Here is a 21,937-nt window from a genome sequence, read left to right as displayed (position 1 = left end):
GCGAGAGGACCGAAGGATCACCCGGCGCCCTCCCCCGGCACCCGGCGCCGCGCCCCGATGACGCCGCTGCGGGCGAGCGCCGCGATTTCCTCGGCCGGCAGCTTCAGCAGATCGGCCAGCACGCTCTCGTCGTCGGCGGCGAGCGCCGGCGGATAGCGGTGCGGCGCCTCGCTTTCGCCCACGAACTTGATCGGATTGCCGGCGACCCGCAGCGCCTCGCCGGCCGGGCCGGCGAGGGCGAGCACCATGCCGCGATGCAAGACCTGCGGATCGCTCAGGCTGCGATCGAGCGTGTTGATCACGGCGGCCGGGATGTGCGCGTCGAGCAGATCCGCCACCCACGCGGCCGCCGGGCGCTGCCGGAACGCCTCCTCGAGGATCGCCCACAGCGCCTCGCGGTTCTCCTGGCGGCGCGCGTTGACGGCGAACCGCGGATCGTCGGCGAGCCCGGGCAGGTCGAGCACCCGGCAGAGGTTCCGCCACATCCGCTCGGTGTTCGCCGTGATCGCCACCTCCAGGCCGTCGCCGCAGAGAAACGCCCGATAGGTCGGGATCGAGTCGTGGCCCCGCCCCTGCCGGCCCGGCACCGTGCCGGAGACGAGATAGTAGGCGGCCTGGTAGCTCAGCATCGCGATCTGGCAATCCAGCATGGCGACGTCGACGCATTTGCCGCGGCCGGTGCGCACCGCCTCGGCATGCGCCGCCAGGATTCCGATGACGCCGTACAGGCCCGCGGCAATGTCGCCGAGTGGAATGCCGGAGCGCACCGGCGGTCCGTCGGGCTCGCCGGTCAGCGACATGCCGCCCGACATCGCCTGCGCGATCATGTCGTAGGCCTGGCGGTCGCGATACGGCCCGTCCTGACCGAAGCCGGAGATCGAGCACCAGATGATCGCCGGCTTCTCGGCGGCGAGATCGTCGTAGGCGAGGCCGAGCCGGGCCAGCACGCCGGGCCGGTAGTTCTCGACCACGATGTCGCACGAGAGCGCCAGCGCGCGCACCAGCCGGCGCCCCTCGGGACGCTTCAGGTCGATCGCGAGGCTCTTCTTGTTGCGGTTGATCGAGAGATAGTAGGCGCTCTGCCCGCCGACGAAGTGGGGCGGCAGGTCGCGGGTGATGTCGCCCTCGGGCGCCTCGATCTTGATCACGTCGGCCCCGAGATCGCCGAAGATCTGCGTCGCATAGGGGCCGGACAGGAACTGGGTCAGATCGAGCACGCGCAGATGCGCGAGCGGGCCGGTCCGGCTCGGCTCGATGCCGGTCGGGCCGGAACTGGTCGCGTCTTGGGTCATGGCTTTCGCCCTGGCTCCTCGGATCGTGTCGACAGCACCGGGGCATCCGCACGCCACGGTCCGAGCCCCTGTGTCGCACGTCTCCTGTCGCACGTCTCGTGTCGCGTGTCCCATGTCGCCCGTCTCATGTCGCCCGTCCCGGCGTCGAACGTCCGCCCCGCACCCGCCACGACACCCGAGGGCGCGTGGTTTGCCCCCCGCGAGAGCCCGAACGACAATTCGGCGCGACTCAGCGAACGGGGACGACGATGACGGACAGGTTCGGACGGACTGCCTTGGTCGGCCTCGCGGCGACGGTCGCCGTGATCGGCACGGGCACCGACGGGGTGCACGCCCGGACTACGGCGCCGGCCGGAAGCGGTCCGGCCGCCGTCAACGACCGGCTCTCCGCCTTGCGGGCCGAGACGATCCGCGGCCGCCTCGACAGCGCGTCGCGCGGCCTCGGCAACCGGCTGCTCACGCGCGGCGCCGGCTCGCGCGAGACGATCGTCGGCACCGGCCGCGACGACGCGACCGACGCGCTCGACCGCCGCGTCGCGTTCAAGGTGATCGACTGCTCGTGAGCCGCGACGCGCGCGCGGCGCCGTGAGAAACGTGGCGCTTCAACGTGCGGCCGCTCGCGGTCACACGCCCTCGGGCGGACGAGGCTAGGCGGTGGCCGGCGCCGCGTAAAATAGTGATTTGTTTGCTCACCATTGGGACGGCTTATACCGTGCCGTCGATGGACCGCGGTCACGCTCTGCTGCATCGCAAGAAGTTCTTGTGCCACTGGCTTTCTCGGCATTCTTGGAGAGCGCCTGGCCGGCGCGTTGCGCGAACCGCGCGCGTATGCGCCCGCCGAAGGTCTAGTCCCGGCGCGTCCGGCTTGAGCCGGACGTCGGCTCACGCCTAGACTCGTCACGCACTTTCGTGTTCCCCGACCTCACCGCGGGCCTCTTCCGGCAGACATGACAGACATCGAGCCAGCCCCGGCCTCGCGGCCCTTCGCGATCGACGTGCATGCGCATGTGATCGTCCCGTCCGTCTATGCGGTGACAAAGCCGCACAGCCTGTTCGCCCGCGCCGAATCCGATCCGTCGCTGTCGCCCGAGCAGAAGGCCGCGCTCGTCGCCCGCAACGACGACGTCGCGCGCCGCATGACCGACGTGAGCGAACGCCTCGCCGTCATGGACCGCACCGGAATCGCCGTGCAGGTGCTCGGCGCGAGCCTCGTGCACCAGTGCAGCTGGTTCGCGCCGCCGGAGGAGAGCCTCGCGATCGAGCGGCGCAACAACGACGCGATCGCGACGATCGTGCAGAGCGCACCGCACCGCTTCGCCGGCCTCGGCGGCGTGCCGCTGCACGCGCCCGACCTCGCCGTCGCCGAGCTCGAGCGCTGCGTCGGCGTGCTCGGCCTGAAGGGCGTCCAGATCTCGTCACGGGTGCGCGACAAGGAGATCGGCGATCGGTCGCTGCGGCCGTTCTGGGCGAAGGCGGAGGAGCTCGGCGCCGTCGTCTACGTGCACCCGGCCGGCAATCCGGATCCGCGGCTCGCCCCTTATCTGATGTGGAACAGCCTCGGCCAGTCGATCGAGGAGACCTTCGCGATCGCCTCGCTGTTCTACGAGGGCGTGCTCGACGCCTTCCCGGCTCTGCGCATCTGCATCTCGCACGGCGGCGGCTACATGCCGTTCTACACGGGGCGGGTCACGCGCAACTACGTCGAGAAGCCGGCGACGCGGCGGAACATGACGAAGCCGCCGACCGACTATCTGCGCATGCTGCACTACGATTCCTGCGTCTACGATCCGCGCGCGCTGGAGATCCTGGTCGAGACGGTGGGCGCGGATCGCGTGCTGCTCGGCTCCGACTATCCGGTCGGCGATCCGCGGCCGACCGAGTTCGTCACATCCTCCGAATCCCTGACCGACGCCGAGAAGTCCGCGATCCTGGCCGGCAACGCGGCCCGGCTCTACGGCATCACGCCGGCCACGATCTGATCACGTCGCCCGAAGAAGGAGACCTCGTCATGACGATACTCTCGCGGCGCCGCTTCAACGACCTCGCCCTCTCGGGCCTCGCCCTCTCGGGCCTCGCGCTCGCCGGCTCGCGCACACCGGCCGCGGCGCAGGGCGGCCCCACCGTCACGGTGGTGGTGCCCTACACGGCGGGCAGCGCGCCCGATCTGTTCGCGCGGCTGCTCACCGAGCATCTGCACAAGGCGATGGACCGCACCATGATCGTCGAGAACCGGGTCGGCGCGAGCGGCAATCTCGGCACGCTCAGCGTCGCCCGCGCGACGCCGGACGGCACCACGCTCCTCGTCACGGCCAACACGATCGTGATGAATCCGAGCCTGTTCAAGTCGCTGCAATACGACCCGGTGAAGAGCTTCGAGCCGGTCGCCGCGCTGGTGACGGCGAACTTCGCGCTGGTCGTCAATGCCGGTCTCGGGACCAGGACGCTCGCCGACTTCGTCGCCAAGGCGAAGACGGCGAAGGATCCCATCAACTACGGCTCGCCCGGCATCGGCACGCCGCACCACCTGTGCATGGAGCTGTTCCGCCGGCGCGCCGGCATCGAGCTCGTCCACGTGCCCTATCGCGGCCTCGCGCCCGCCGTCACCGATCTCGCCGGCGGGCACATCTCGGCGATGTTCATGCAGGTCAACGCGGCGCTCGAGCTCGCCAAGCAGGGCCGCGTCGACGTGCTCGCTTTGATGGGCACGGCCCGCAACCCGATCGCGCCCGACCTCGCCACCTTCGCCGAGCAGGGCATCAAGGACGTCGACGTCGACAACTGGTGGGCCATGTTCGCGCCGGCCGGAACGCCGGCCGAGATCGTCGCGACGCTCAACGGCCGGGTGAACGAGGTGCTGAAGCGCCCCGACGTCCTCAAGGCGATGGAGACGCAGGGCCAGACCCCGATGGGCGGCCCGCCCGAGGTGTTGAAACAGCTCGTCGAGACCGACCGGGCCCGCTGGGCCGAGGTGATCAAGGCCGCCGGCATCGCGCTGGATTGAACGGTACCTGCCCTCTTCCAGGCAGGCTGAAGCCGCGCTGCGACTCGGGGCTCATCCCCTCCCTGTCCCTCCCCCACAAGCGGGGAGGGAACGCAGGAGGCACGGCATCATCAGCCAAGGCCTGATCAGATCTCGCAGACCAAATAGTTGCTGAATCACGTGGCGGCTCGCCGCAGCCGGCTCCCTGCCCGTTGTGGGGGAGGGTTGGGGAGGTGGGGTGAGCCCCGACCTCCGACGCCGCCGTCCCGAAGGACGTCCCCCTCACTCCCCCCAGGCCGCGAAGGCTTCCGCGAACGCGCGCTCTCCCGGGGTGCCCTTCTCGATCGCCATGATGGCGCGGCGGTTGTTGCCGTAGACGATCGGCACATCGAACCAGGCCCGCTCCTTGAGGAGCTGGATGTTGCGCTGCATGTCGGTGTCGCTCGACGACAGGCCGATCAGGAAGAAGTTGGTCGTCACCTTGACGGCGAGGCCGGCGAGCGGGACGCCGCGCGTCTGCTCGGCCTGCTTCATCAGGATGCCGGGGATGTTGGAGATGCCGCCGTTCGGGAAGTCGGGCGGCAGCGTGAACATGATCTCGATGGTGTGGCTCGCCGGCAGCGAGCGGTCGGTGTTCCGGCGCAGCGAGAAGCGCACCGAGGTGTTGCGCTCGGGGATCTCGATGTCGGCCCGCACCACCATGTCGGGCGCCTGGCCGGGGGCCGCGACGATCGTCTCGGTGCGCCACACCGCCGTGCCGACCGAGCGCTTGCCGCCCGGATCGGCCGGATCCTCCTCGTAGAGGACGACGCGCTGGGCGACGGCCGGCTGGCCCTGCTGGGGCCGCACGCCGGCGCCCGGTGCCTGCTGCGATCCGACCCGGTCGGTGATCTTGCCGGAGCGGTTCTGTTCGGCCGGCATGGTCGGGGCGGGCGCGGTGGCGACCTGCGGCGACGACCCGACGAGGCCCGCCACGCTCGGCCACAGCCACCAGCCGAGCCCGATCACGACGAGCAAGGCGAGCGCCGCGAGGGTGCCCTTGACGAGCTTGCCGCCGAGCGGCGCCTTGATCGGACCACCGAGATCGTCGGCACGCGCCGGCAGCGTCTCCGGCTGCAGCGGGAACGGCCGCCCGCCGCCCGCGTCGCGATAATCGTGATCGTCGAGATAGGGCCGCACCCCGCCGCGGGCGCCGAAATCGGCGTCGGCCGGCTCGCCGCGCGGCTCGGGCGGACGCGCCGCCGGCTCGCGGCCGGAATCGCGACCGGGCTCGCGGACAACCTCGCGACCGGCATCGCGACCGGCATCACGATGCGGGTCTTGGCCGGCCTCGCGGGCGAGCGGCGAGCGGCGCGGTGGATCGCGGGTGAACGGCGGATTGTCCCGCGTGAGCGGCGGCAGGTCGCGCGCCTGGGCGGGGTCACGCCCCGGCGCCCCATCACGGCCGGGCGGAAAATCGCGCCCGAGCGGCGGTGGGCGGCGGCCGGGCGGTGGGCGCAGGCCCTCCGGCTCGACATGCGGCTCGATGCGGGTGCCGTCGCGGGTCGGCGCCGTGGCGGCGAAGACCTCGCGGGCCGTCTTGGAGGCGCTGGCGGTCGCCTCGCCGAGGCTCTCGGCCTCCGCGACGACGTCCCGAAACCCCTTCAGGCCGCGGTCGGTCAGCGAGGTGCGCTCGCCGAGCGGCGGACGATCCCCGAGCGGCGGCCGGTCGCCGGGCCGGCGCGCCGGTCGGGACTCGCCCGGGGTGCCGGGCATGGTGGCCGGGCCGGCGGCTCCGGCCGGCGCAGCAGTGGGCTCTTCGGGGCGGGAAGGCTTGCGATCCTCGGGCCCGGCCGACCGCTCGGCCGGCCCGCCCCGCTCGCCAGCGGCCGCCCGGTCGCCGCCGAGAGACGCCCCGCCGGACCCGCCGCCCAGCCGCGACGCCATCGCGTCGCTTCGCTCGGCGCGGGCTTTCCGCGCCGCGTCGGCTTCGACCTTGCGGATGGCCTCCTCGAGCGCCAGCCGCTCGCGGGTGATCTCCGATTCGCCGAGCGGCGGCTGCACGCCGCGCAACTGTGCGACGAGCGCGCCGCGGGCCCGCTCGTAGAGGGTGCGCCGCGCTTCCCCGGTGTTCTTCTCGAGGCCCGCGACCGCCTTGGCGATCAGTGGATAGTAGTCGGCCATCAGGTCCAGCTGTGTTCCGGGTTCCTCGCCCCCGAGGATCGGCGTGTCTCGGCTCGGCTCGCGCGGTGCGCTCGACGCGCGTCAGCTTTCGAAGGGATTGTGGACCAGGATAGTGTCATCCCGCTCCGGGCTCGTCGAGAGCAGAGCGACCGGGCATCCCACCAATTCCTCGATCCAGCGCACGTACTTGATCGCCTGCGCCGGCAGCTCGGCCCAGGACCGCGCATTGGCGGTCTTGTCCTTCCAGCCCTCGATGGTCTCGTAGATCGGCTCGACCCGCGCCTGCGCCCGCTCGCTCGCCGGAAGGTAGTCGATGGTGCGCCCGTCCAGGCGGTAGCCGGTGCAGACCTGGATCTCGTCGAGCCCGTCGAGAATGTCGAGCTTGGTGAGCGCCAGGCCGTGGATGCCCGAGGTGCGCACCGTCTGGCGCACCAGCACGGCGTCGAACCAGCCGCAGCGACGGCGGCGGCCCGTGACGGTGCCGAACTCGTGGCCGCGGTCGCCGATCAGCCGGCCGATCTCGTTGTCCTGCTCGGTCGGGAACGGACCGGCGCCGACCCGCGTCGTGTAGGCCTTGCAGATGCCGAGCACGTAGCCGACCGCCGACGGGCCGAGCCCCGAGCCGGTGGCCGCTTGGCCCGCCACCGTGTTGGACGAGGTGACGAACGGATAGGTGCCGTGGTCGATGTCGAGAAGCGCGCCCTGGGCGCCCTCGAACAGGATCCGCTTGCCCTCCCGCCGCACCTGGTCGAGCAGCACCCACACCGAATCCATGTAGGGCAGCACCTTCGGCGCGACCGCCGCGAGCTCGTCGTAGATCGCCTTGGGGTCGTACTCGGGCAGGCCGAGGCCGCGCCGCAGCGCGTTGTGGTGCACCAGCAGCCGCTCGATCTTCGGCGTCAGCGACTCGAGGTCGGCGAGATCCATCAATCGGATGGCGCGCCGCCCCACCTTGTCCTCGTAGGCCGGGCCGATGCCGCGCTTTGTCGTGCCGAGCCGCGTCTGGGCGCTCGCCGCCGCCTCGCGGTTGGCGTCGAGCTCCTGGTGCAGCGAGAGAATGAGCGAGGTGTTCTCGGCGATCCGCAGCGTCTCGGGCGTGAGGCCGACGCCCTGGGCGTTCAGCCGGTCGATCTCCTCCACCAACGCGCGCGGGTCCAGCACCACGCCGTTGCCGATCACCGACAGCTTTCCGCGCACGACCCCGGAGGGGAGGAGCGACATCTTGTAGGTGGTGCCGTCGATGACGAGCGTGTGGCCGGCATTGTGGCCGCCCTGGAACCGCACCACGACGTCCGCCTGCTCGGAGAGCCAGTCGACGATCTTGCCCTTGCCTTCGTCGCCCCACTGGGAACCGACGACCACGACGTTCGCCATGTCAGCCTTCTGTCCTTCGGGCCGGGCCGCCGCCGTCCCCGGGTTCGGGGCGCGCGGCCGCGGCGTGTTGTCCGCCCCTCCGGGCGGGGGTTGCCCGGCGAGGCCGGGCCAGAGATCGAGCCCAGGGCGGCGATCCGCCCCCTCCGTCATGGCCGGGCTCGTCCCGGCCATCCGCGTCCTTGCCGCCGAACGGCTTCGGGCGCGCGACCACCCGGCCCGCGTGCCGAGCCCGATGGGTCGGCGAGCGGCCGGTGGTGAGAAAACGCTGTCGCGGGAACCGACGGGGGACGGCCGCGGGAGGGCCGGGTCACCCTCCGGCCGAATTCTCTAGAAGAATCCAGCCGCCGGCGCGAGTCCGAACCGCCGTGCCGCGGTGTAGCGCGACGCGAGGGGGAGGTCGAGAGGCGGCCGCGGGACGCCGCCGTGCGCCGCCGTCCCCACCCGTGCGGTCGTCTCGTCGTCCACCTCGATCGGGCGCGGCGGCACCATCACGAGCCGGCCGCCGGTCTCGTCGCCGTCAAAGTCGGCCGACCTCGGCGCGCCGCTCACCACGCCGGCGGCGGACAACGAGGCCTGCTCGGCGGCCGTCCGAACCGCGTGGGCCGGCGCACACCTGCGTTTGCGCACCTCACGGCCGAGGCGGCCACGGCGCGTCCCGCCCCGACATGATCAGTTGTCCAGGAAGCTCCGCAGCTTGCGCGACCGCGACGGGTGCTTGAGCTTGCGCAGCGCCTTGGCCTCGATCTGACGGATGCGCTCGCGGGTCACCGAGAACTGCTGGCCGACCTCCTCGAGCGTGTGGTCCGTGTTCATGCCGATGCCGAAGCGCATGCGCAGCACGCGTTCTTCACGCGGCGTGAGCGAGGCGAGCACGCGCGTGGTCGTCTCGCGCAGATTGCTCTGGATCGCCGCGTCGATCGGTAGGATCGCGTTCTTGTCCTCGATGAAGTCGCCGAGATGCGAATCCTCCTCGTCGCCGATCGGCGTCTCCAGTGAAATCGGCTCCTTGGCGATCTTCAGAACTTTTCGGACCTTCTCCAGCGGCATGCCGAGCTTCTCGGCGAGCTCCTCCGGGGTCGGCTCGCGGCCGATCTCGTGCAGCATCTGGCGCGAGGTGCGGACGATCTTGTTGATCGTCTCGATCATGTGCACGGGAATGCGGATGGTGCGGGCCTGGTCGGCGATCGAGCGGGTGATCGCCTGCCGGATCCACCACGTCGCGTAGGTCGAGAACTTGTAGCCGCGCCGGTACTCGAACTTGTCGACCGCCTTCATCAGGCCGATGTTGCCTTCCTGGATCAGATCCAGGAACTGCAGGCCGCGGTTGGTGTACTTCTTGGCGATCGAGATCACCAGGCGCAGGTTCGCCTCGACCATCTCCTTCTTGGCCTGACGCGCCTCGCGCTCGCCCTTCTGCACCATCTGGACGATGCGGCGGAATTCCTGAATCTCGAGGCCGGTCTCCGTGGCGAGCGTATGGATGTCGGTCCGAAGCTCCTTGATCCGGTCCTTCTCCTTGGCCACGAAGTTCTTCCAGCCGCGCGCCGACAGCTTGGAGACGCGGTTGAGCCAGCGCGGATCGAGCTCGGAGCCCTGGTAGTTGCGCAGGAAGTCATCGCGCTGCACGCCGTGGCTCTCGGCGGTGCGCATCAGCCGGCCCTCGTAGCCGACCAGGCGCTTGTTGATGTCGTAGAGCTGCTCGACCAGCGAGTCGATGCGCGCCTGGTTGAGGCGCAGCGACTTCACCTCGGCGATCAGCTCCTCCTTCAGCTTCTTGTACTTGCGCTCCTGGTTGGGCGACAGCTTCTCGTTCTGAAGCCGGTTGGAGATGTCCTGTTCCTGCAGCCGACGCAGCTTCTTGTAGGTGTCGGCGACGATGTCGAAGGTCTCGAGCACCTTGGGCTTCAGCTCGGCCTCGATGGCGGCGAGCGACATGGAGCCTTCCATGTCGTCCTCGTCCATCTCGGCGTCCGGCATCGGGCCGTCGCCGCTCTCCTCGTCGTCACCCGTCGCCGGGCGCTGCGGGCCGCGCGCCGCGGGCTTGGCGGCGGCCGGCTTGGCGGCCGGGGCCACCGGCGCCACGGGCGGTGCGTCGACCGCCTCCTCGCCGTCCTCGGCCTCCGCGTCGACGCCGGGCGCGGCGGCCGCGCCGCCCTTCGCCTCCGGACCCGCATAGGTCGCCTCGAGGTCGATGATGTCGCGCAGGAACACCTTTCCGGCGTTGAGCTCGTCACGCCAGATGATGATCGCCTGGAAGGTCAGCGGGCTCTCGCACAGGCCGGCGATCATCGCCTCGCGGCCGGCCTCGATGCGCTTGGCGATGGCGATCTCGCCCTCGCGCGACAATAGCTCCACCGAGCCCATCTCGCGCAGATACATGCGGACCGGGTCGTCGGTGCGCTCGCCGGGCTCGGCGCGCTCGGTCTTGGCCGGGGTCGCACGGGTGACCTCGACGAGCTCGCCCTCGCCCTCGTCGTCGTCCTCGTGCGCCTCCTCGGCGGCCTCCTCCTCGCCGTGCTCCTCCTGCTCGACGACGTTGATGCCCATCTCGTTGAGCATCGCGAAGATGTCCTCGATCTGGTCGGACGTGACCTCCTCGGAGGGGAGGACGGCGTTGATCTGATCGTGGGTGACGTAGCCGCGCTTCTTGGCGAGCTTGATCATCTTGCGGACGGCGGCGTCCGACAGGTCGAGCAGCGGCAGCGGCGTGTCCGGGGTGTCCGGGGTCTGGCCTTCGGTCGTCTCGTCCTTCTTGTCCTTCACGACCTTGTCCTTGCCGGCCGCTTTCGTCCTGATGGTCGCCATGAGTTCTCCTGAAAGCCGCGCTCTCGCCCAGACCGCCCCGTGCACCCGCCGTCACGTCGCCGGCGTCGCTCCACCGGCCTCTGGCGACCGCTCGTCGCCGCACCGGGACCGTTCGCCCCGGGACGGCGTCATCCCGCCCTTTTGCCTGACCGAATCGCTCGAAGTCTCACACTGAAACCTTGCGAGAGCCGAAACACCGTCATGGCGCGCCCGACAGTCGGCCGCACCGGTCCGCAAAACGTTCTCCGCACCCCGTCCCGAATGGACCGCCCCGCCCGATCGTCGTCCGGCCCGCCGGCCCGACCTGTCGGGGCGTCCGCGGCCGATTCCTCTAGAGCCCCCGCGACGGCCGGCCGGACAGCGCCCCGAACCCCTCGATCGAGGCCTCGGTGCCCTCGATCGCGGCCAGACGGCCCTGGACGTCCCGCAACCACGCGAAATTGCGCTCGCTGGGGTCGTCCCCCAGCGCGCGCTCGGCCTCTTTGAGTTCCTTATTTAGCGTCCGGTTCTTGTGATGCAAGGTGAGAACGTGCCGCCACCAGGGCCGAACGTCCTCGGGCGCGGCGCCGGCCCGGGCCGGCCAGTCCGCCACATGGGTCAGCGCCGCCTCGATCCGTTCGACCAGGCCGCCGAGGTCGCGGGCCAGCACGGCTGCCCGCAGGGCCTCGGCGTCGACCTCCACCCCCTCCTCCTCGTGCGCCGCGATGACGTCGAGGATCGCCCGTCGCAGCCGGTCGGCATCGGGATGGACGAGGTCGAGCACGGCGAACGCCTCGGCATGCCCGTCCAGCAACCAGGGGTGGTTGAGAACGGCGAGCACCAGCAATGCCTCGCGGGCGGGCAGCACGGCGCGGGCGCCGCGCACCACCGGGCTCGTCGACATCCGCGGGCTGAGCACGGCCGGCATCGGGTCCGGACCGCCGAAACGGCGGTCGGCGCCCTTGCCGCCGCGGGTCAAGCCCGCCCTGCCGCCCCGGCCGGCGCTGCGGAACCCGCCCACCGTCGACCGTCCGGCGAAGCGCCCCGCACCGCCGGCCGCTTCGGGCACCAGAAGGCCGCGCAGCCGCGTGCCGAGGTCGGCTCGGTAGTATTTTCGCACCGATTCGTTGGCGATGCCGGCCAGCAGGGAGTCGAGCCGCGCCTCCAGGCCGGCGCGGCGCTCCGGCGTGTCGAACCGCCCCGCCTCGGTCTCGCGCATCCACAGGATGTCGGCGAGGGGCTGGGCGGCGGCGAGAACGTCGGCCATGGCGCCCTTGCCGCTCGCCCGGATCAGGTCGTCGGGGTCATGACCCTGCGGAAGGGTCGCGAAATAGAGGCTCTTGCCGGGCTGAAGCAGCGGCAGCGCGAGGTCGACGGCCCGGTAGGCGGCACGCCGGCCGGCGGCGTCGCCGTCGAAGCACAGCACCGGCTCGTCGGCGATCTTCCACATCAAAGCGAGTTGGTCGGCGGTGAGCGAGGTGCCGAGCGGCGCCACCGTGCCGGGGAAGCCGGCCGTCACCATGGCGATGACGTCGACATAGCCCTCCACGGCGATCAGCGGCGCGCCGGCATGCGCGGCAGCCCGGGCGCCGGCGCCATTGTACAGGAGGCCGCCCTTGTGGAAGAGCGAAGTCTCCGGTGAATTCAGATACTTGGCGGCGACGTCCTTGTCCAGCGCACGGCCCCCGAAGGCGACGATGCGGCCCCGCAAGTCGCCGATCGGGAACATCACCCGGTCGCGGAACCGGTCGTAGGGGACCGGGATGTCGTCGCCGGCGACCAGGAGCCCGGCCTCGACCATGTCCTCGACCGACACGCCCTCGCGGCCGAGATGCTCCTTGAGGGCGAAACGGTCGGCCGGCGCCCAGCCGATGCGGAACTTTTGCTGGGTCGCCGGATCGAGGCCGCGGTCGGCCAGGTAGCCGCGCGCCCGCGCCCCGGCCCGGCTCTGCAGCGCGGCCTCGAAGAACCGCGCCGCCAGCTCGACGACGTCGAGGAGCGTGCGGCTGTGGCGGGCCTGCTCGGCCGCCTCCGGGGTCGACTTGGGCAGCGTCATGCCGGCCGCGCCGGCCAGCCGCTCGACCGCCTCGGGGAACGAGAGCCCCTCGGTCGCCATCACGAAGTCGAAGATATTGCCGTTCCGACCGGACGAGAAGTCGAACCACATCCCCTTCGAATCGTTCACGAAAAACGAGGGGGTCCGCTCCTTGTTGAAGGGCGAGAGGCCCTTCCATTCGCGCCCCGCCTTCTTCAGCTTGACGCGCCGCGATACCACCTCCGACACCGGGAGGCGGGCGCGCAGATCGTCGAGGAATTCGGGCGGAAACCGCATGGTGAGTCGTGAACCGAGACGAAAGCATGGGCCGAACCTGCCGCCAATATAGGGCGTCCGGCCCGGCCGCGACTCGGCCAGGGTTGCGAAGCAGGGTTGTCCCGGGTTTCCACAGGGAAGCAGAGCGCGAGGGCGCTTGACAAGATCGCGCGTCGTATATACAAATGTATCCTACCCTAGATCATATTACGAGTCATCTTTTTCTATTTCCACGCGCTCGAGCGGAGACATTTTTCAAGATTCTGAAAATGATTCCGGACGGCTTCGAATGGGACGACATCAAGCGTGACACTGTGCTTCGAGAGCGCGGGATCGACTTCGTCGATGCTGCAAAGGTGCTTCTCGGGACGGTCTACCAATACAGATCGCCGTGGCACGACGAACCACGTTTCGTGGCGATCGGACCACTCACTGAGGGGATTCTGATCGCCATCGTCTACACGATCCGAGACGAGAACATTCGGATCATCACGGCAAGGCGAGCGCGCCGAAATGAACAAGCTGCGTACCGTAACGCTCTCTCAGCTCAACGAGATGAAGGGGAAGACTGACATCGAGCGGCTCCGCGGGATCTCGGACGCCGAGATCGAAGCGTCGATGGCGGGCGACGCCGACTGGGACGGCCTTCACGACATCGATTGGTCGCAGGCCGAGCTGACGATTCCGGGAAAGAAGACCGCGATCTCGATCCGGCTCGACGACGACGTGCTCGCCTTCTTCAAGGGCGAAGGGCCGGGCTATCAGCGCCGGATCAATGCGGTGCTGCGGTCCTACATGGAGCAGACCGCGAAGGCGAAGAGGGCCGGCGAATAGCCGCTCTGCGTAGCCCGGATGGAGCGCAGCGACATCCGGGGGCGACGCCGCGGCGATGACGGCACACGACGATCCCGGCCGCCGCTTCGCTCGAGCCGGGCTACGGTCGCCTGACTTCACCCCCGCGGCAGCGAGACCAGCCGCTCGCGGCCGCTGTCGTCGTAGTGCGGGGCGTCCGGGGCCGGCACGCAGCTTTCGATGTCGTATTCGTCGAAGACGTGCTCGGGCACGGCGTAGGGTGGGCCCTCGTACCAGGTCGGATCGTGGTCGAGGTCGAGCCGGATCGCCACGACGGTGCGGGTGCCGACGTCGGTGCAGCGCCAGCGTCCCGTCGCGGTCAGAAACTCGCAGCCGATCGAGAACTGCGCCAGCGTCATGCCGACCTCCGGCGCCTCGTCAGGTCCGATGCCGCCCTGCCGCGTGCCGGACATCGTCGCACCGGCCTGGGCCGCACCCTTCGCCCCTTTGTCGAGCGTCTCTGCCGAACCCATGACTACCCCCCGTGTCCGTTGCGGCCGGCCTCCACCAGCGCCGCGATGTCGTTGGCGAATGCATCGACCCGGTCCCAGGGGGTGTATTCGACCACGGTCGTCGGGTCGGTCGGGCCGCCCGTGATCAACATGATGAAGCGGATGATGTGCCGGTCGAAGAAGCCGTAGCGCGGATAGTCGAGCCGCCCCGCGAAGGCGGCGGCGAGGGCGGGCTCGAGCCCGTTCTTGGTGATCAGCTTGCGCAGATAGGCGTTGCCCTCGGCCGTGTCCTTGCCGGGTTTTCGCGCGGTGAGATTCACGGAGGCCAGCACCAGCGGCGGCGGCGCGTCGAGCCCCTTGAAGGTCTCGACGAACTGAAGCCCCTCGGCGAGGTGCTTGCCGTAGCGGATCGACATGATGGCGACGACCAGCGGCTGCGCCGCGAGGTCGGCCGCCGAGGGCTGCGACGTCGCGAGATCGGTCGGCGTCGCCGGGATGCCGCGGGCGGCCAGGCGACCCGCGACATGGGTCGCGATCTTGCGGGACTGGCCGTCACGGGACGCGTAAAAAATCTGCATGGAACAGCTCGAACAATCTTCGGCCGTCGCCACGGCGGAACCGCCGCGGCCCCACTGTCGCTCCCCCGCGCCTTCGGCCGACCGCGGCGCGGCGGAACGTCGTTTCGGCGGCGCATGACGCCCCCGCCGAGCGGGGGCCGGCCCGCCGAGCGGGGGCCGGCCCGCCGGGCGGGCGACGGCCCGCGGGCGGACCGCGATCATGCGTCCGTGGCGCGCCTTCGGGGGCGGGCGCGCCTTTCTCCAAACGCTACGTCAACAACCCCTTCACGAGGCCGCTCGCCTTGCCCATGTCGAGCTGCCCGCCATGGCGCTCGCGCAGCACCGCGATCACCTTGCCCATGTCCTTCATGCCATGGGCGCCGATCTCGGCGATCACCGCCTTGACGGCCGCCTCGGCCTCCTCCGGCGAGAGCTGCTTGGGCAGATACGAGGCGATCACCTCGATCTCCGCGCGCTCCTGGGCGGCGAGCTCGGCCCGCCCGCCCTTCTCGTAGAGCTCGACCGACTCCTGGCGCTGCTTCACCATCTTCTGCAGCACCGCGACCACGTCGGCGTCGCCGAGTGCCGGCTTGCCCTGCCCGCGCGCCTCGATATCGGCGTTCTTGAGCGCCGCATTGACCAGCCGCAGCGTCGAGACCCGCGACGCATCGTGCGCCTTCATGGCCTCCTTCAACGCAGCGTTGATGTCGTCACGCAGCATCGTGCACCCTTTCGTGCGCCGCCGAACCTTGCTTCGGCGCTCTTTATACGCAAATAAGGCGAGACGGCCAGAGCGCGCGCCCGCCGGACCCGGACATTTCCGGTGTCGGTGACCGCCGGCGCTCCAGCCGTCTCCGCCGCGCGGCCGGTGCGCCGGCGCCCGTCCCATCGCGACGCCTTCGAATCGAGACGCCATGTCGAACGACCCTTCCGCCTGGGCCGATCCCGCGCCCACCGCCCTGCTCGTCCTCGCCGACGGGACCGTGATCGAGGGATTCGGCCTCGGCGCCACCGGCCATGCGGTCGGCGAGGTGTGCTTCAACACGGCGATGACGGGCTACGAGGAGATCCTCACCGATCCCTCCTATGCGGGCCAGATCATCACCTTCACGTTCCCCCACATCGGCAATGTCGGGACCAACGAGGAGGACATCGAAACCGTCAACATGGCCGCCACGCCGGGCGCCTGCGGCGTGATCCTCCACGCGGCCGTGACCCGGCCGTCGAACTACCGGGCGACCCGCCATCTCGACGCCTGGCTGAAGGCCCGCGGCATCGTCGGGCTGGGCGGCATCGACAGCCGCGCCCTCACCGGCTTGATCCGCACCAAGGGCATGCCGAACGCCGTCATCGCCCACGCGCCGGACGGCTGCTTCGACCTCGACGCACTGAAGGCCGAGGCCGCGGGCTGGCCCGGCCTCGTCGGCATGGATCTGGTGCCGCGGGTGACGTCCGGCCAGCGCTTCACCTGGGACGAGACCGAGTGGGTGTGGGGCAAGGGCTACGGCCGGATGGAGAACCCCGACCTGCACGTCGTCGCCATCGACTACGGCATCAAGCGCAACATCCTGCGCCTCCTCGCCGGCATCGGTGCCAAGGTGACGGTGGTGCCGGCGACGACCACGGCCGAGGACATCCTGGCGCTGAAGCCGGACGGCGTGTTCCTGTCCAACGGCCCGGGCGACCCCGCGGCGACCGGCGCCTATGCGGTGCCGGTGATCAAGTCCGTGGTCGAGTCCGGCCTGCCGACCTTCGGCATCTGCCTCGGCCACCAGATGCTCGGCATCGCGCTCGGCGGCACCACGCAGAAGATGCACCAGGGCCACCACGGGGCGAACCACCCGGTGAAGGATCTCGACACCGGCAAGGTCGAGATCACCTCGATGAACCACGGCTTCGCGGTCGACCGCGACAGCCTGCCGAAGAACGTCAAGGAGACCCACGTCTCGCTGTTCGACGGCTCGAACTGCGGCCTCGCGCTGACCGACCGGCCGGTGTTCTCGGTCCAGTACCACCCCGAGGCCTCGCCCGGCCCACGCGACAGCCACTACCTGTTCCAGCGCTTCGCCGGCCTGATGCGCGACCGCAAGCGGGGATGATCGGACGAACCTCCGCAAACCCGATCCGGTCGCCCTGCGGGCGTCGTGCTCAATCGGAGGCGTTCCGATCGGGCAGCGGCCCGGCCAAGGCGAAGCCCGGATGCAGCTTCTGGATGATCAGGAGCGCCGTGGCGCCAGGCGCGATCCCGGCCGGGTGCGGCGCGTTCGCGTCGAAATACTGATTGCTCAGAACCGCCACGCCGCACCGTAGCGCCGGGACGAAAATCACGACGGCTTCGAACCCGCCCCGGCTCGTCGCCCCGTTCTTCGCGTAGACGGCATTGCCGTTCGTATCGGTCGTGATCTGCCACCCGAGGCCCATCGTCACGCTGCCGGACCGAACGGCCGCACCGCTCGCGCAAACCGGAAAGGTGCCTTGGCGCTGCTGCGTGAGCGCGATCGCACGCCCCAGAAGATCGTCCGGCGGAGCGATCTGGGCCTTCAGAAAGGCGAGCATGTCGTTGCCGGTGCTCTTGAGATCGAACGCGCTGTCGTTCGTCGGCACGTTGCCCTGAAAAACGAAACGGCCGCTCTCGCTGCGCCAGCGCCCGATGGTCCCTCGGGCCGCGAGCCAGGTCGGATCGACGACCGCCCCGGTTCGAGCCATGCCGAGCGGACCGGTGACCTGCGCGGACAGAATGGAGTCGTATTGCCATCCCGGGAGCGGAAACATCTGCGTCACCGCGAAGCCCAACGTCACGAAGCCGATGTTCGAATACTGCCAGCACCCCGGTGGAGGCGTGTCGTAGCTGTTCCACCAAGCGATGATGTCGGGCGTCGGCGGCAGGTCGGCGAACAGCGGCTTGCTGTAATCGGTCAGCCCCTTCGGCTGGTCCGGCATGCCGGACGTATGGGTCGCGAGCTGCCCGAGCGTGATGCCTTCGAGATCGGTCGAGACGATTTTCCGGTTCCGATCGAGCCAGGACTGCACGGTGTCGGTCAGCCAAGCGCCGCCCGCCTGGACCGCCACTCCGAGCAGGGTGCTGGTGAAGACCTTGGTCACCGATCCGATTTCGAACACCGTATCGGCCGTGACCCCGACGACCGGCGTGCCCGAGCCGGGCACCCCGACGAGCCCGTGAGGACAGACCAGCCCGCCGTCACCGAACGATTCCTGGTCGTAGACGGCGATGCAGCACCCAGGTGCGTGGCTGACGGCGAGATAGTGCGCGGCGGCGGTCTGAACGATCTGCTCCGGCGTCGCCCCCGCCATCCGCTCGCCTGTCATCCTGCTCTCCGTAGATCTGCCGAAAAGTGCCGACGCAAGCCTCGCACGCCCTACGCGCATGAGTTGCACAAAGGATGATGATCGGAGATCATTTCGCCGTGACGAGCTAGCCCGGGTTTCGGACGGACGACGACCGATGCCATTCCGGCTGGCCCACGGCCCGCGCGGGCCTACCGCGCGGGCGCCGCGGACGTTTCGGACGCCTGCGCGAATCCGGCTATGCCGGGCCTAGGACGGACGATTCGCATCCCGGTTTTGCAGATGCGAAACGCTTCCGCATTGAAACCGCCCGGTTAAGCAGCGCTTAAAGCGGCGGCGGTCAGCGTCCCCTCCGCGAGGCCGGCCCCCGCCGGTGACTGCAGCGAGGGCAAAATGATCAAGAAAAATCAAAATGTTCGTAAAACCGCCCCGGCCCCCGAGGCGTTCCGGTTCGGCGACGACGGGCTGGTCCCGAACAACCCCGTCCTGTCCTGCATGGTGGTCCGCCAGGGCATCGACCTGACCGGCTCGGCCCACCACGCCGACCGCATCATGGCGACGTTCGAGCGCAACGGCTGGGTCGGTCTCTGGCGCAACGAGATGTACCCGTACCCGCACTACCACGCGGGCGTGCACGAGGCGATGGCGATCGCGGCCGGACGGATCCGGGTGCGGCTCGGCGGCCGCTCCGGCGTCGAGGTCGACCTCGTCGCCGGCGACGTGCTGGTGCTGCCGGCCGGCACGGCCCATCAGCGGGTGATGGGATCGTCCGACCTGATGATGATCGGCGCCTACCCGACCAACGGCCAGTACGACCTGTGGCGCCCCAACATGATGGACTGCCTCGCCGCCCGCACCATCGTCCGCGCCGTGCCGTTGCCGAAGACCGACCCGCTCGACCGCGAGCACCCGCCCGTGCTGGGGCGATGGCAGGCCGATGTCGCGGCCGCCGCGGCCGGCGAGCCCGAGATCCCGGTCTACCGTCTGCCACCGGAGCTGCGCCGCTCGCGTGAGCGCAGCGAGAACGAGCTCGACCTCGCGCCCCTCCCACGCACCGCCGCGGTTCGCCAGCTCGCCGAGCGCGGGACACTGACGCCCCGCCCCGGCGCCGACGGTGGCCGCGGCGCCGCCTGGGGACCGGCGCTCGGCGATCGCACGCGACGCACGCGAATTGGACCGTCCGGCTTAAGCGCGCTTTAAGCCCGGATCAGCAGACTGCGCCCGAAAACGCCACTGGTGCGTTATGGCCAAGACGGCCCAACCAGGACGGACGGACCAGGACGGACGAATGCACGCCAAGAGCCCCCGCCATCCACCGGAGACGTTCAAGCTCGACGACGACGGGGTGGTGCCGAACAACTCCGTGCTGTCGCTCGTGGTGTTCCGTGATGCGATCGACCTCAAGGGGTCGGCCCATCCCGAGGATCTGATCGAGAAGGCGTTTCAGCGCCACGGCTGGGTCGGGGTCTGGCGCAACGGCATCTATCCCTACACGCACTACCATTCGCGCACCCACGAGGTCATGGCGATCGCCCGGGGTCGCGCCCGCGTCCGCTTCGGCGGCGACAAGGGCACCGAGATCGACCTCAAGGTCGGCGACGTTGTCGTGCTGCCGGCCGGCACCGGCCACCAGCGCGTCAGCGCCACGGCCGACCTCGTGGTGATCGGCGCCTATCCGCCCACCGGCACCTACGATCTCTGCCGCGGCAGCAAGGCCGAGCACACCAAGGCGACGGCCGCCATCCCCAAGGTGCCGCTGCCGACGAGCGACCCGGTGCACGGCAAGGCCGGCGCCCTGGTCAAGCTTTGGGCGACCGAGACCCAGGCGGCCGCCGAGGCACGGCACATCGCCGAGGCGAAGCACCCCGCCGAGACCGTGTCGGCGGCGCAGGCTCACCCGCCGGCCGCGCGGCGCCGCGGCGAGCACGCGGCCTGAGTCGGCGCGTCAGGGTGCCCTGCGGCCGCCACCCGCCGGCTTGATCTTTCGGTCCGTCTGTGGCCAGACACGCTCCGGCCGACGCGCGCCAGCCGGCGACTGCGCCGCGCCGGACCCCGGCCGTTCATGACCTCCTCGACCGACACGACCACGAGCGACACGACCACAAGCGATCCGATCACGAGCGATCCGATCCCCGGCGACGCGATCACGCGCGACGCGACCAAGGGCGATGCGACCAAGGGCGACACGCCGACGGGTGCCGCCCGCCCGTCGCTGCCGCGCCGGGTGATCGGCGCCTGGCTCGACACCGCCGACAGCGGCGTCGCCACAGCGGTGCTGCTCGCCTTGTTCGTCGCCGCCTGGACCTCCTTCCAGGTGATCTCCTACGCTTCGCTCGACCTGCATCCGGATCTCGTCGAGGTCTATGCCTGGAGCCGGCATCCGAGCCCCGGCTACTACAAGCATCCGCCGCTCGGCGCCCTGATGGTGGCGGCGTGGTTCACGGTGTTCCCGGTCGCCGACTGGGCGTTCCACCTGCTGGCGATGGTGAACGCGGCGCTCGCCCTCCTGGTGGTCGACCGCATCGCGGCGCGCCGGATCGCCGGCGACAAGCGCGTGCTGGTGCTGCTTCTCCTGCTGCTGACCCCGTTCTATCAGTTTCACGGCCAGCGCTTCGCCTCCAACCAGACACTGCTGCTCGCCTGGCCGCTCGCCGTCTGGTGCTTCCTGCGCGCCTTCGAGACGCGCACGCTCGCGTGGTCGGCCGCAGCCGGTGCGGCCTGTGCGCTGGCGATGCTCGGCAAGTACTACTCGATCTACCTGGTCGTGAGCCTGCCGCTCGCCGCACTCCTGCACCCGGCGCGCTGGACGTATCTGAAATCGCCGTCGCCCTGGGTGTCGATGCTGGCCGGCTTCGCCGTGCTGGCTCCGCATCTCGCGTGGCTCGTCACGACCGGCTTCCAGCCGTTCGGCTACGCCTATGCCGTGCACGGCGGCGCGACTCTCGGCGCGATTCTCTGGAAGGCACTTCTGTATCTGATCGGGTCGCTCGCCTATGTGGCGCTGCCGATCGTCGTGTGGGTGCTGATCGTGCGACCGAGCCGCGCCGTGATCGCCGAGACGCTGTGGCCGGCGGATCCCGGCCGGCGGATGCTGGTGCATCTGCTCGCCCTGCCGCTCCTGATCCCCGCCGTGACCGCGCCCTTCGTCGGCGTCGAGCTGACCTCGCTGTGGACCATGCAAGCGTGGTTCCTGCTGCCCGTCGTGCTGCTCGCGCCGCGCGACGTGATCGTCTCGCGGGCCGCCGCGGCGACCGTGGCGGGCGGCGTCGCGGTCGTGACGCTGGGGGTTCTCGCCGTCGCGCCGGGGCTCGCGGTGCTGCGCCACTGGGAGGGCAACAAGGAAGGCCGCGCCTATTACGCCCCGCTCGCCGAGGTGGTCGGCCGCGAATGGACGGCCGCCACCGGAACGCGGCTGCCGATCGTGATGGGCGACGCCGATCTCGGCGCCGCGATCGCGTTCTATCACCCGGATCATCCCGATTCGGTGCCGGGCTTCACGCTGAAGCCGACCCCGTGGATCACCCCCGACCGGCTGCTGCGCGACGGCTATGTCGCGGTCTGCCGCACCGACGACCGCTCCTGCCTGCCCGAGCTGATGGCCCGCGCCCGCAGCGAGCCCGAGGCTCGCACCGTCGACCTCGCCGTGACGCGGACCTTCCTCGGCGACACCAACCGGCCGGCACCCTATCGTATCCTGATCGTGCCGCCGCAGACCGGACCACGGAGCGCGTCGCACAGAGCCGTCATGCCCGCGCTCGTCGCGGGCATCCAAGTCTCTGCGACGGGCACAGGCGTGGATGGCCGGGACGCGCCCACGGCTGTCCGGCACGGATTGTGCTTTATGCGGCGAGCCTCGGTTGGTGGCG

Annotated in this window: 19 protein-coding genes; 9 read left to right on the top strand and 10 right to left on the bottom strand. The window is 70.2% G+C overall.

The window, feature by feature from the left end:
- Window positions 1–17: 17 nt before the first annotated feature.
- Window positions 18–1,292: a CaiB/BaiF CoA transferase family protein gene (locus tag ACFSOX_RS15940; RefSeq protein WP_378478802.1), complete on the bottom strand. Its 1,275-nt coding sequence runs from the start codon at window positions 1,290–1,292 to the stop codon at window positions 18–20.
- A 248-nt stretch (window positions 1,293–1,540) separates the two neighbouring features.
- Between ACFSOX_RS15940 and ACFSOX_RS15935 the strand changes: the two genes are divergently transcribed.
- The 3 genes from ACFSOX_RS15935 to ACFSOX_RS15925 all read left to right on the top strand — a co-directional run bounded on the left by ACFSOX_RS15935 (window position 1,541) and on the right by ACFSOX_RS15925 (window position 4,293).
- Window positions 1,541–1,855 (top strand): OmpA family protein, encoded by a 315-nt coding sequence (locus ACFSOX_RS15935; RefSeq protein ID WP_378478801.1) that lies wholly within the window; start codon window positions 1,541–1,543, stop codon window positions 1,853–1,855.
- 384 nt (window positions 1,856–2,239) lie between these two features.
- Entirely contained in the window at window positions 2,240–3,271 is a 1,032-nt protein-coding gene (locus tag ACFSOX_RS15930) for an amidohydrolase family protein (protein WP_378478800.1), read from the top strand.
- Window positions 3,272–3,300: 29 nt separating this feature from the next.
- A complete protein-coding gene (locus ACFSOX_RS15925) occupies window positions 3,301–4,293 on the top strand; it encodes a Bug family tripartite tricarboxylate transporter substrate binding protein (RefSeq protein ID WP_378478799.1) in 993 nt (330 codons plus the stop codon).
- 261 nt (window positions 4,294–4,554) lie between these two features.
- Here the strand turns inward: ACFSOX_RS15925 and ACFSOX_RS15920 are convergent, their stop codons facing one another.
- The 5 genes from ACFSOX_RS15920 to dnaG all read right to left on the bottom strand — a co-directional run bounded on the left by ACFSOX_RS15920 (window position 4,555) and on the right by dnaG (window position 12,925).
- Window positions 4,555–6,435: a hypothetical protein gene (locus ACFSOX_RS15920; protein WP_378478798.1), complete on the bottom strand. Its 1,881-nt coding sequence runs from the start codon at window positions 6,433–6,435 to the stop codon at window positions 4,555–4,557.
- A gap of 81 nt (window positions 6,436–6,516) precedes the next feature.
- Window positions 6,517–7,809: an adenylosuccinate synthase gene (locus ACFSOX_RS15915; RefSeq protein ID WP_378478797.1), complete on the bottom strand. Its 1,293-nt coding sequence runs from the start codon at window positions 7,807–7,809 to the stop codon at window positions 6,517–6,519.
- A gap of 327 nt (window positions 7,810–8,136) precedes the next feature.
- Window positions 8,137–8,376 carry a hypothetical protein gene (locus ACFSOX_RS15910; protein ID WP_378478796.1) on the bottom strand — a complete coding sequence of 80 codons (240 nt, stop codon included), beginning with the start codon at window positions 8,374–8,376 and terminating at the stop codon, window positions 8,137–8,139.
- Between the two features lie 102 nt (window positions 8,377–8,478).
- On the bottom strand, window positions 8,479–10,614 hold the full coding sequence (gene rpoD, locus ACFSOX_RS15905) for an RNA polymerase sigma factor RpoD (protein WP_378478795.1): 2,136 nt from the start codon (window positions 10,612–10,614) through the stop codon (window positions 8,479–8,481).
- A gap of 331 nt (window positions 10,615–10,945) precedes the next feature.
- Window positions 10,946–12,925, bottom strand: a complete 1,980-nt coding sequence (gene dnaG / locus ACFSOX_RS15900) for a DNA primase (protein WP_378478794.1) — start codon at window positions 12,923–12,925, stop codon at window positions 10,946–10,948.
- Window positions 12,926–13,173: 248 nt separating this feature from the next.
- Here dnaG and ACFSOX_RS15895 point away from each other — a divergent pair, with 248 nt between their 5' ends.
- On the top strand, window positions 13,174–13,476 hold the full coding sequence (locus ACFSOX_RS15895; protein WP_378478793.1) for a BrnT family toxin: 303 nt from the start codon (window positions 13,174–13,176) through the stop codon (window positions 13,474–13,476).
- Window positions 13,460–13,738: a BrnA antitoxin family protein gene (locus tag ACFSOX_RS15890; RefSeq protein ID WP_378478792.1), complete on the top strand. Its 279-nt coding sequence runs from the start codon at window positions 13,460–13,462 to the stop codon at window positions 13,736–13,738. Before ACFSOX_RS15895 ends, ACFSOX_RS15890 begins: the two co-directional genes overlap by 17 nt.
- Window positions 13,739–13,854: 116 nt before the next feature.
- Here the strand turns inward: ACFSOX_RS15890 and ACFSOX_RS15885 are convergent, their stop codons facing one another.
- The 3 genes from ACFSOX_RS15885 to ACFSOX_RS15875 form a co-directional block, all read right to left on the bottom strand.
- Window positions 13,855–14,229 carry a hypothetical protein gene (locus ACFSOX_RS15885; RefSeq protein ID WP_378478791.1) on the bottom strand — a complete coding sequence of 125 codons (375 nt, stop codon included), beginning with the start codon at window positions 14,227–14,229 and terminating at the stop codon, window positions 13,855–13,857.
- Between the two features lie 2 nt (window positions 14,230–14,231).
- Window positions 14,232–14,786, bottom strand: a complete 555-nt coding sequence (gene hemG / locus ACFSOX_RS15880) for a menaquinone-dependent protoporphyrinogen IX dehydrogenase (RefSeq protein ID WP_378478790.1) — start codon at window positions 14,784–14,786, stop codon at window positions 14,232–14,234.
- A 247-nt stretch (window positions 14,787–15,033) separates the two neighbouring features.
- The gene (locus ACFSOX_RS15875) at window positions 15,034–15,486 is read right to left on the bottom strand and encodes a GatB/YqeY domain-containing protein (RefSeq protein ID WP_378478789.1); all 453 of its coding nucleotides are present in this window, start codon (window positions 15,484–15,486) and stop codon (window positions 15,034–15,036) included.
- A 193-nt stretch (window positions 15,487–15,679) separates the two neighbouring features.
- On the opposite strand from ACFSOX_RS15875, the gene carA reads away from it, so the two are divergent.
- Complete coding sequence (carA, locus tag ACFSOX_RS15870; RefSeq protein WP_378478788.1) at window positions 15,680–16,864, top strand: glutamine-hydrolyzing carbamoyl-phosphate synthase small subunit; 1,185 nt, start codon at window positions 15,680–15,682, stop codon at window positions 16,862–16,864.
- A 49-nt stretch (window positions 16,865–16,913) separates the two neighbouring features.
- Here the strand turns inward: carA and ACFSOX_RS15865 are convergent, their stop codons facing one another.
- Window positions 16,914–18,092, bottom strand: a complete 1,179-nt coding sequence (locus tag ACFSOX_RS15865; protein ID WP_378478787.1) for a serine hydrolase domain-containing protein — start codon at window positions 18,090–18,092, stop codon at window positions 16,914–16,916.
- Between the two features lie 372 nt (window positions 18,093–18,464).
- On the opposite strand from ACFSOX_RS15865, the gene ACFSOX_RS15860 reads away from it, so the two are divergent.
- The 3 genes from ACFSOX_RS15860 to ACFSOX_RS15850 form a co-directional block, all read left to right on the top strand.
- A complete protein-coding gene (locus ACFSOX_RS15860) occupies window positions 18,465–19,271 on the top strand; it encodes a cupin domain-containing protein (RefSeq protein WP_378478786.1) in 807 nt (268 codons plus the stop codon).
- An 88-nt stretch (window positions 19,272–19,359) separates the two neighbouring features.
- Window positions 19,360–20,007 carry a cupin domain-containing protein gene (locus ACFSOX_RS15855; RefSeq protein WP_378478785.1) on the top strand — a complete coding sequence of 216 codons (648 nt, stop codon included), beginning with the start codon at window positions 19,360–19,362 and terminating at the stop codon, window positions 20,005–20,007.
- Window positions 20,008–20,133: 126 nt separating this feature from the next.
- A partial coding sequence (locus ACFSOX_RS15850; RefSeq protein WP_378478784.1) for a glycosyltransferase family 39 protein occupies window positions 20,134–21,937 on the top strand: 1,804 nt, incomplete at its 3' end.

The sequence above is a fragment of the Rhodoplanes azumiensis genome, from assembly GCF_042682915.1.
In the GTDB taxonomy this organism is placed as follows: Bacteria; Pseudomonadota; Alphaproteobacteria; order Rhizobiales; family Xanthobacteraceae; genus Rhodoplanes; species Rhodoplanes azumiensis.
Note: the sequence above shows the minus strand (reverse complement) of the source record. Positions and strands in the feature narration are given on the sequence as shown.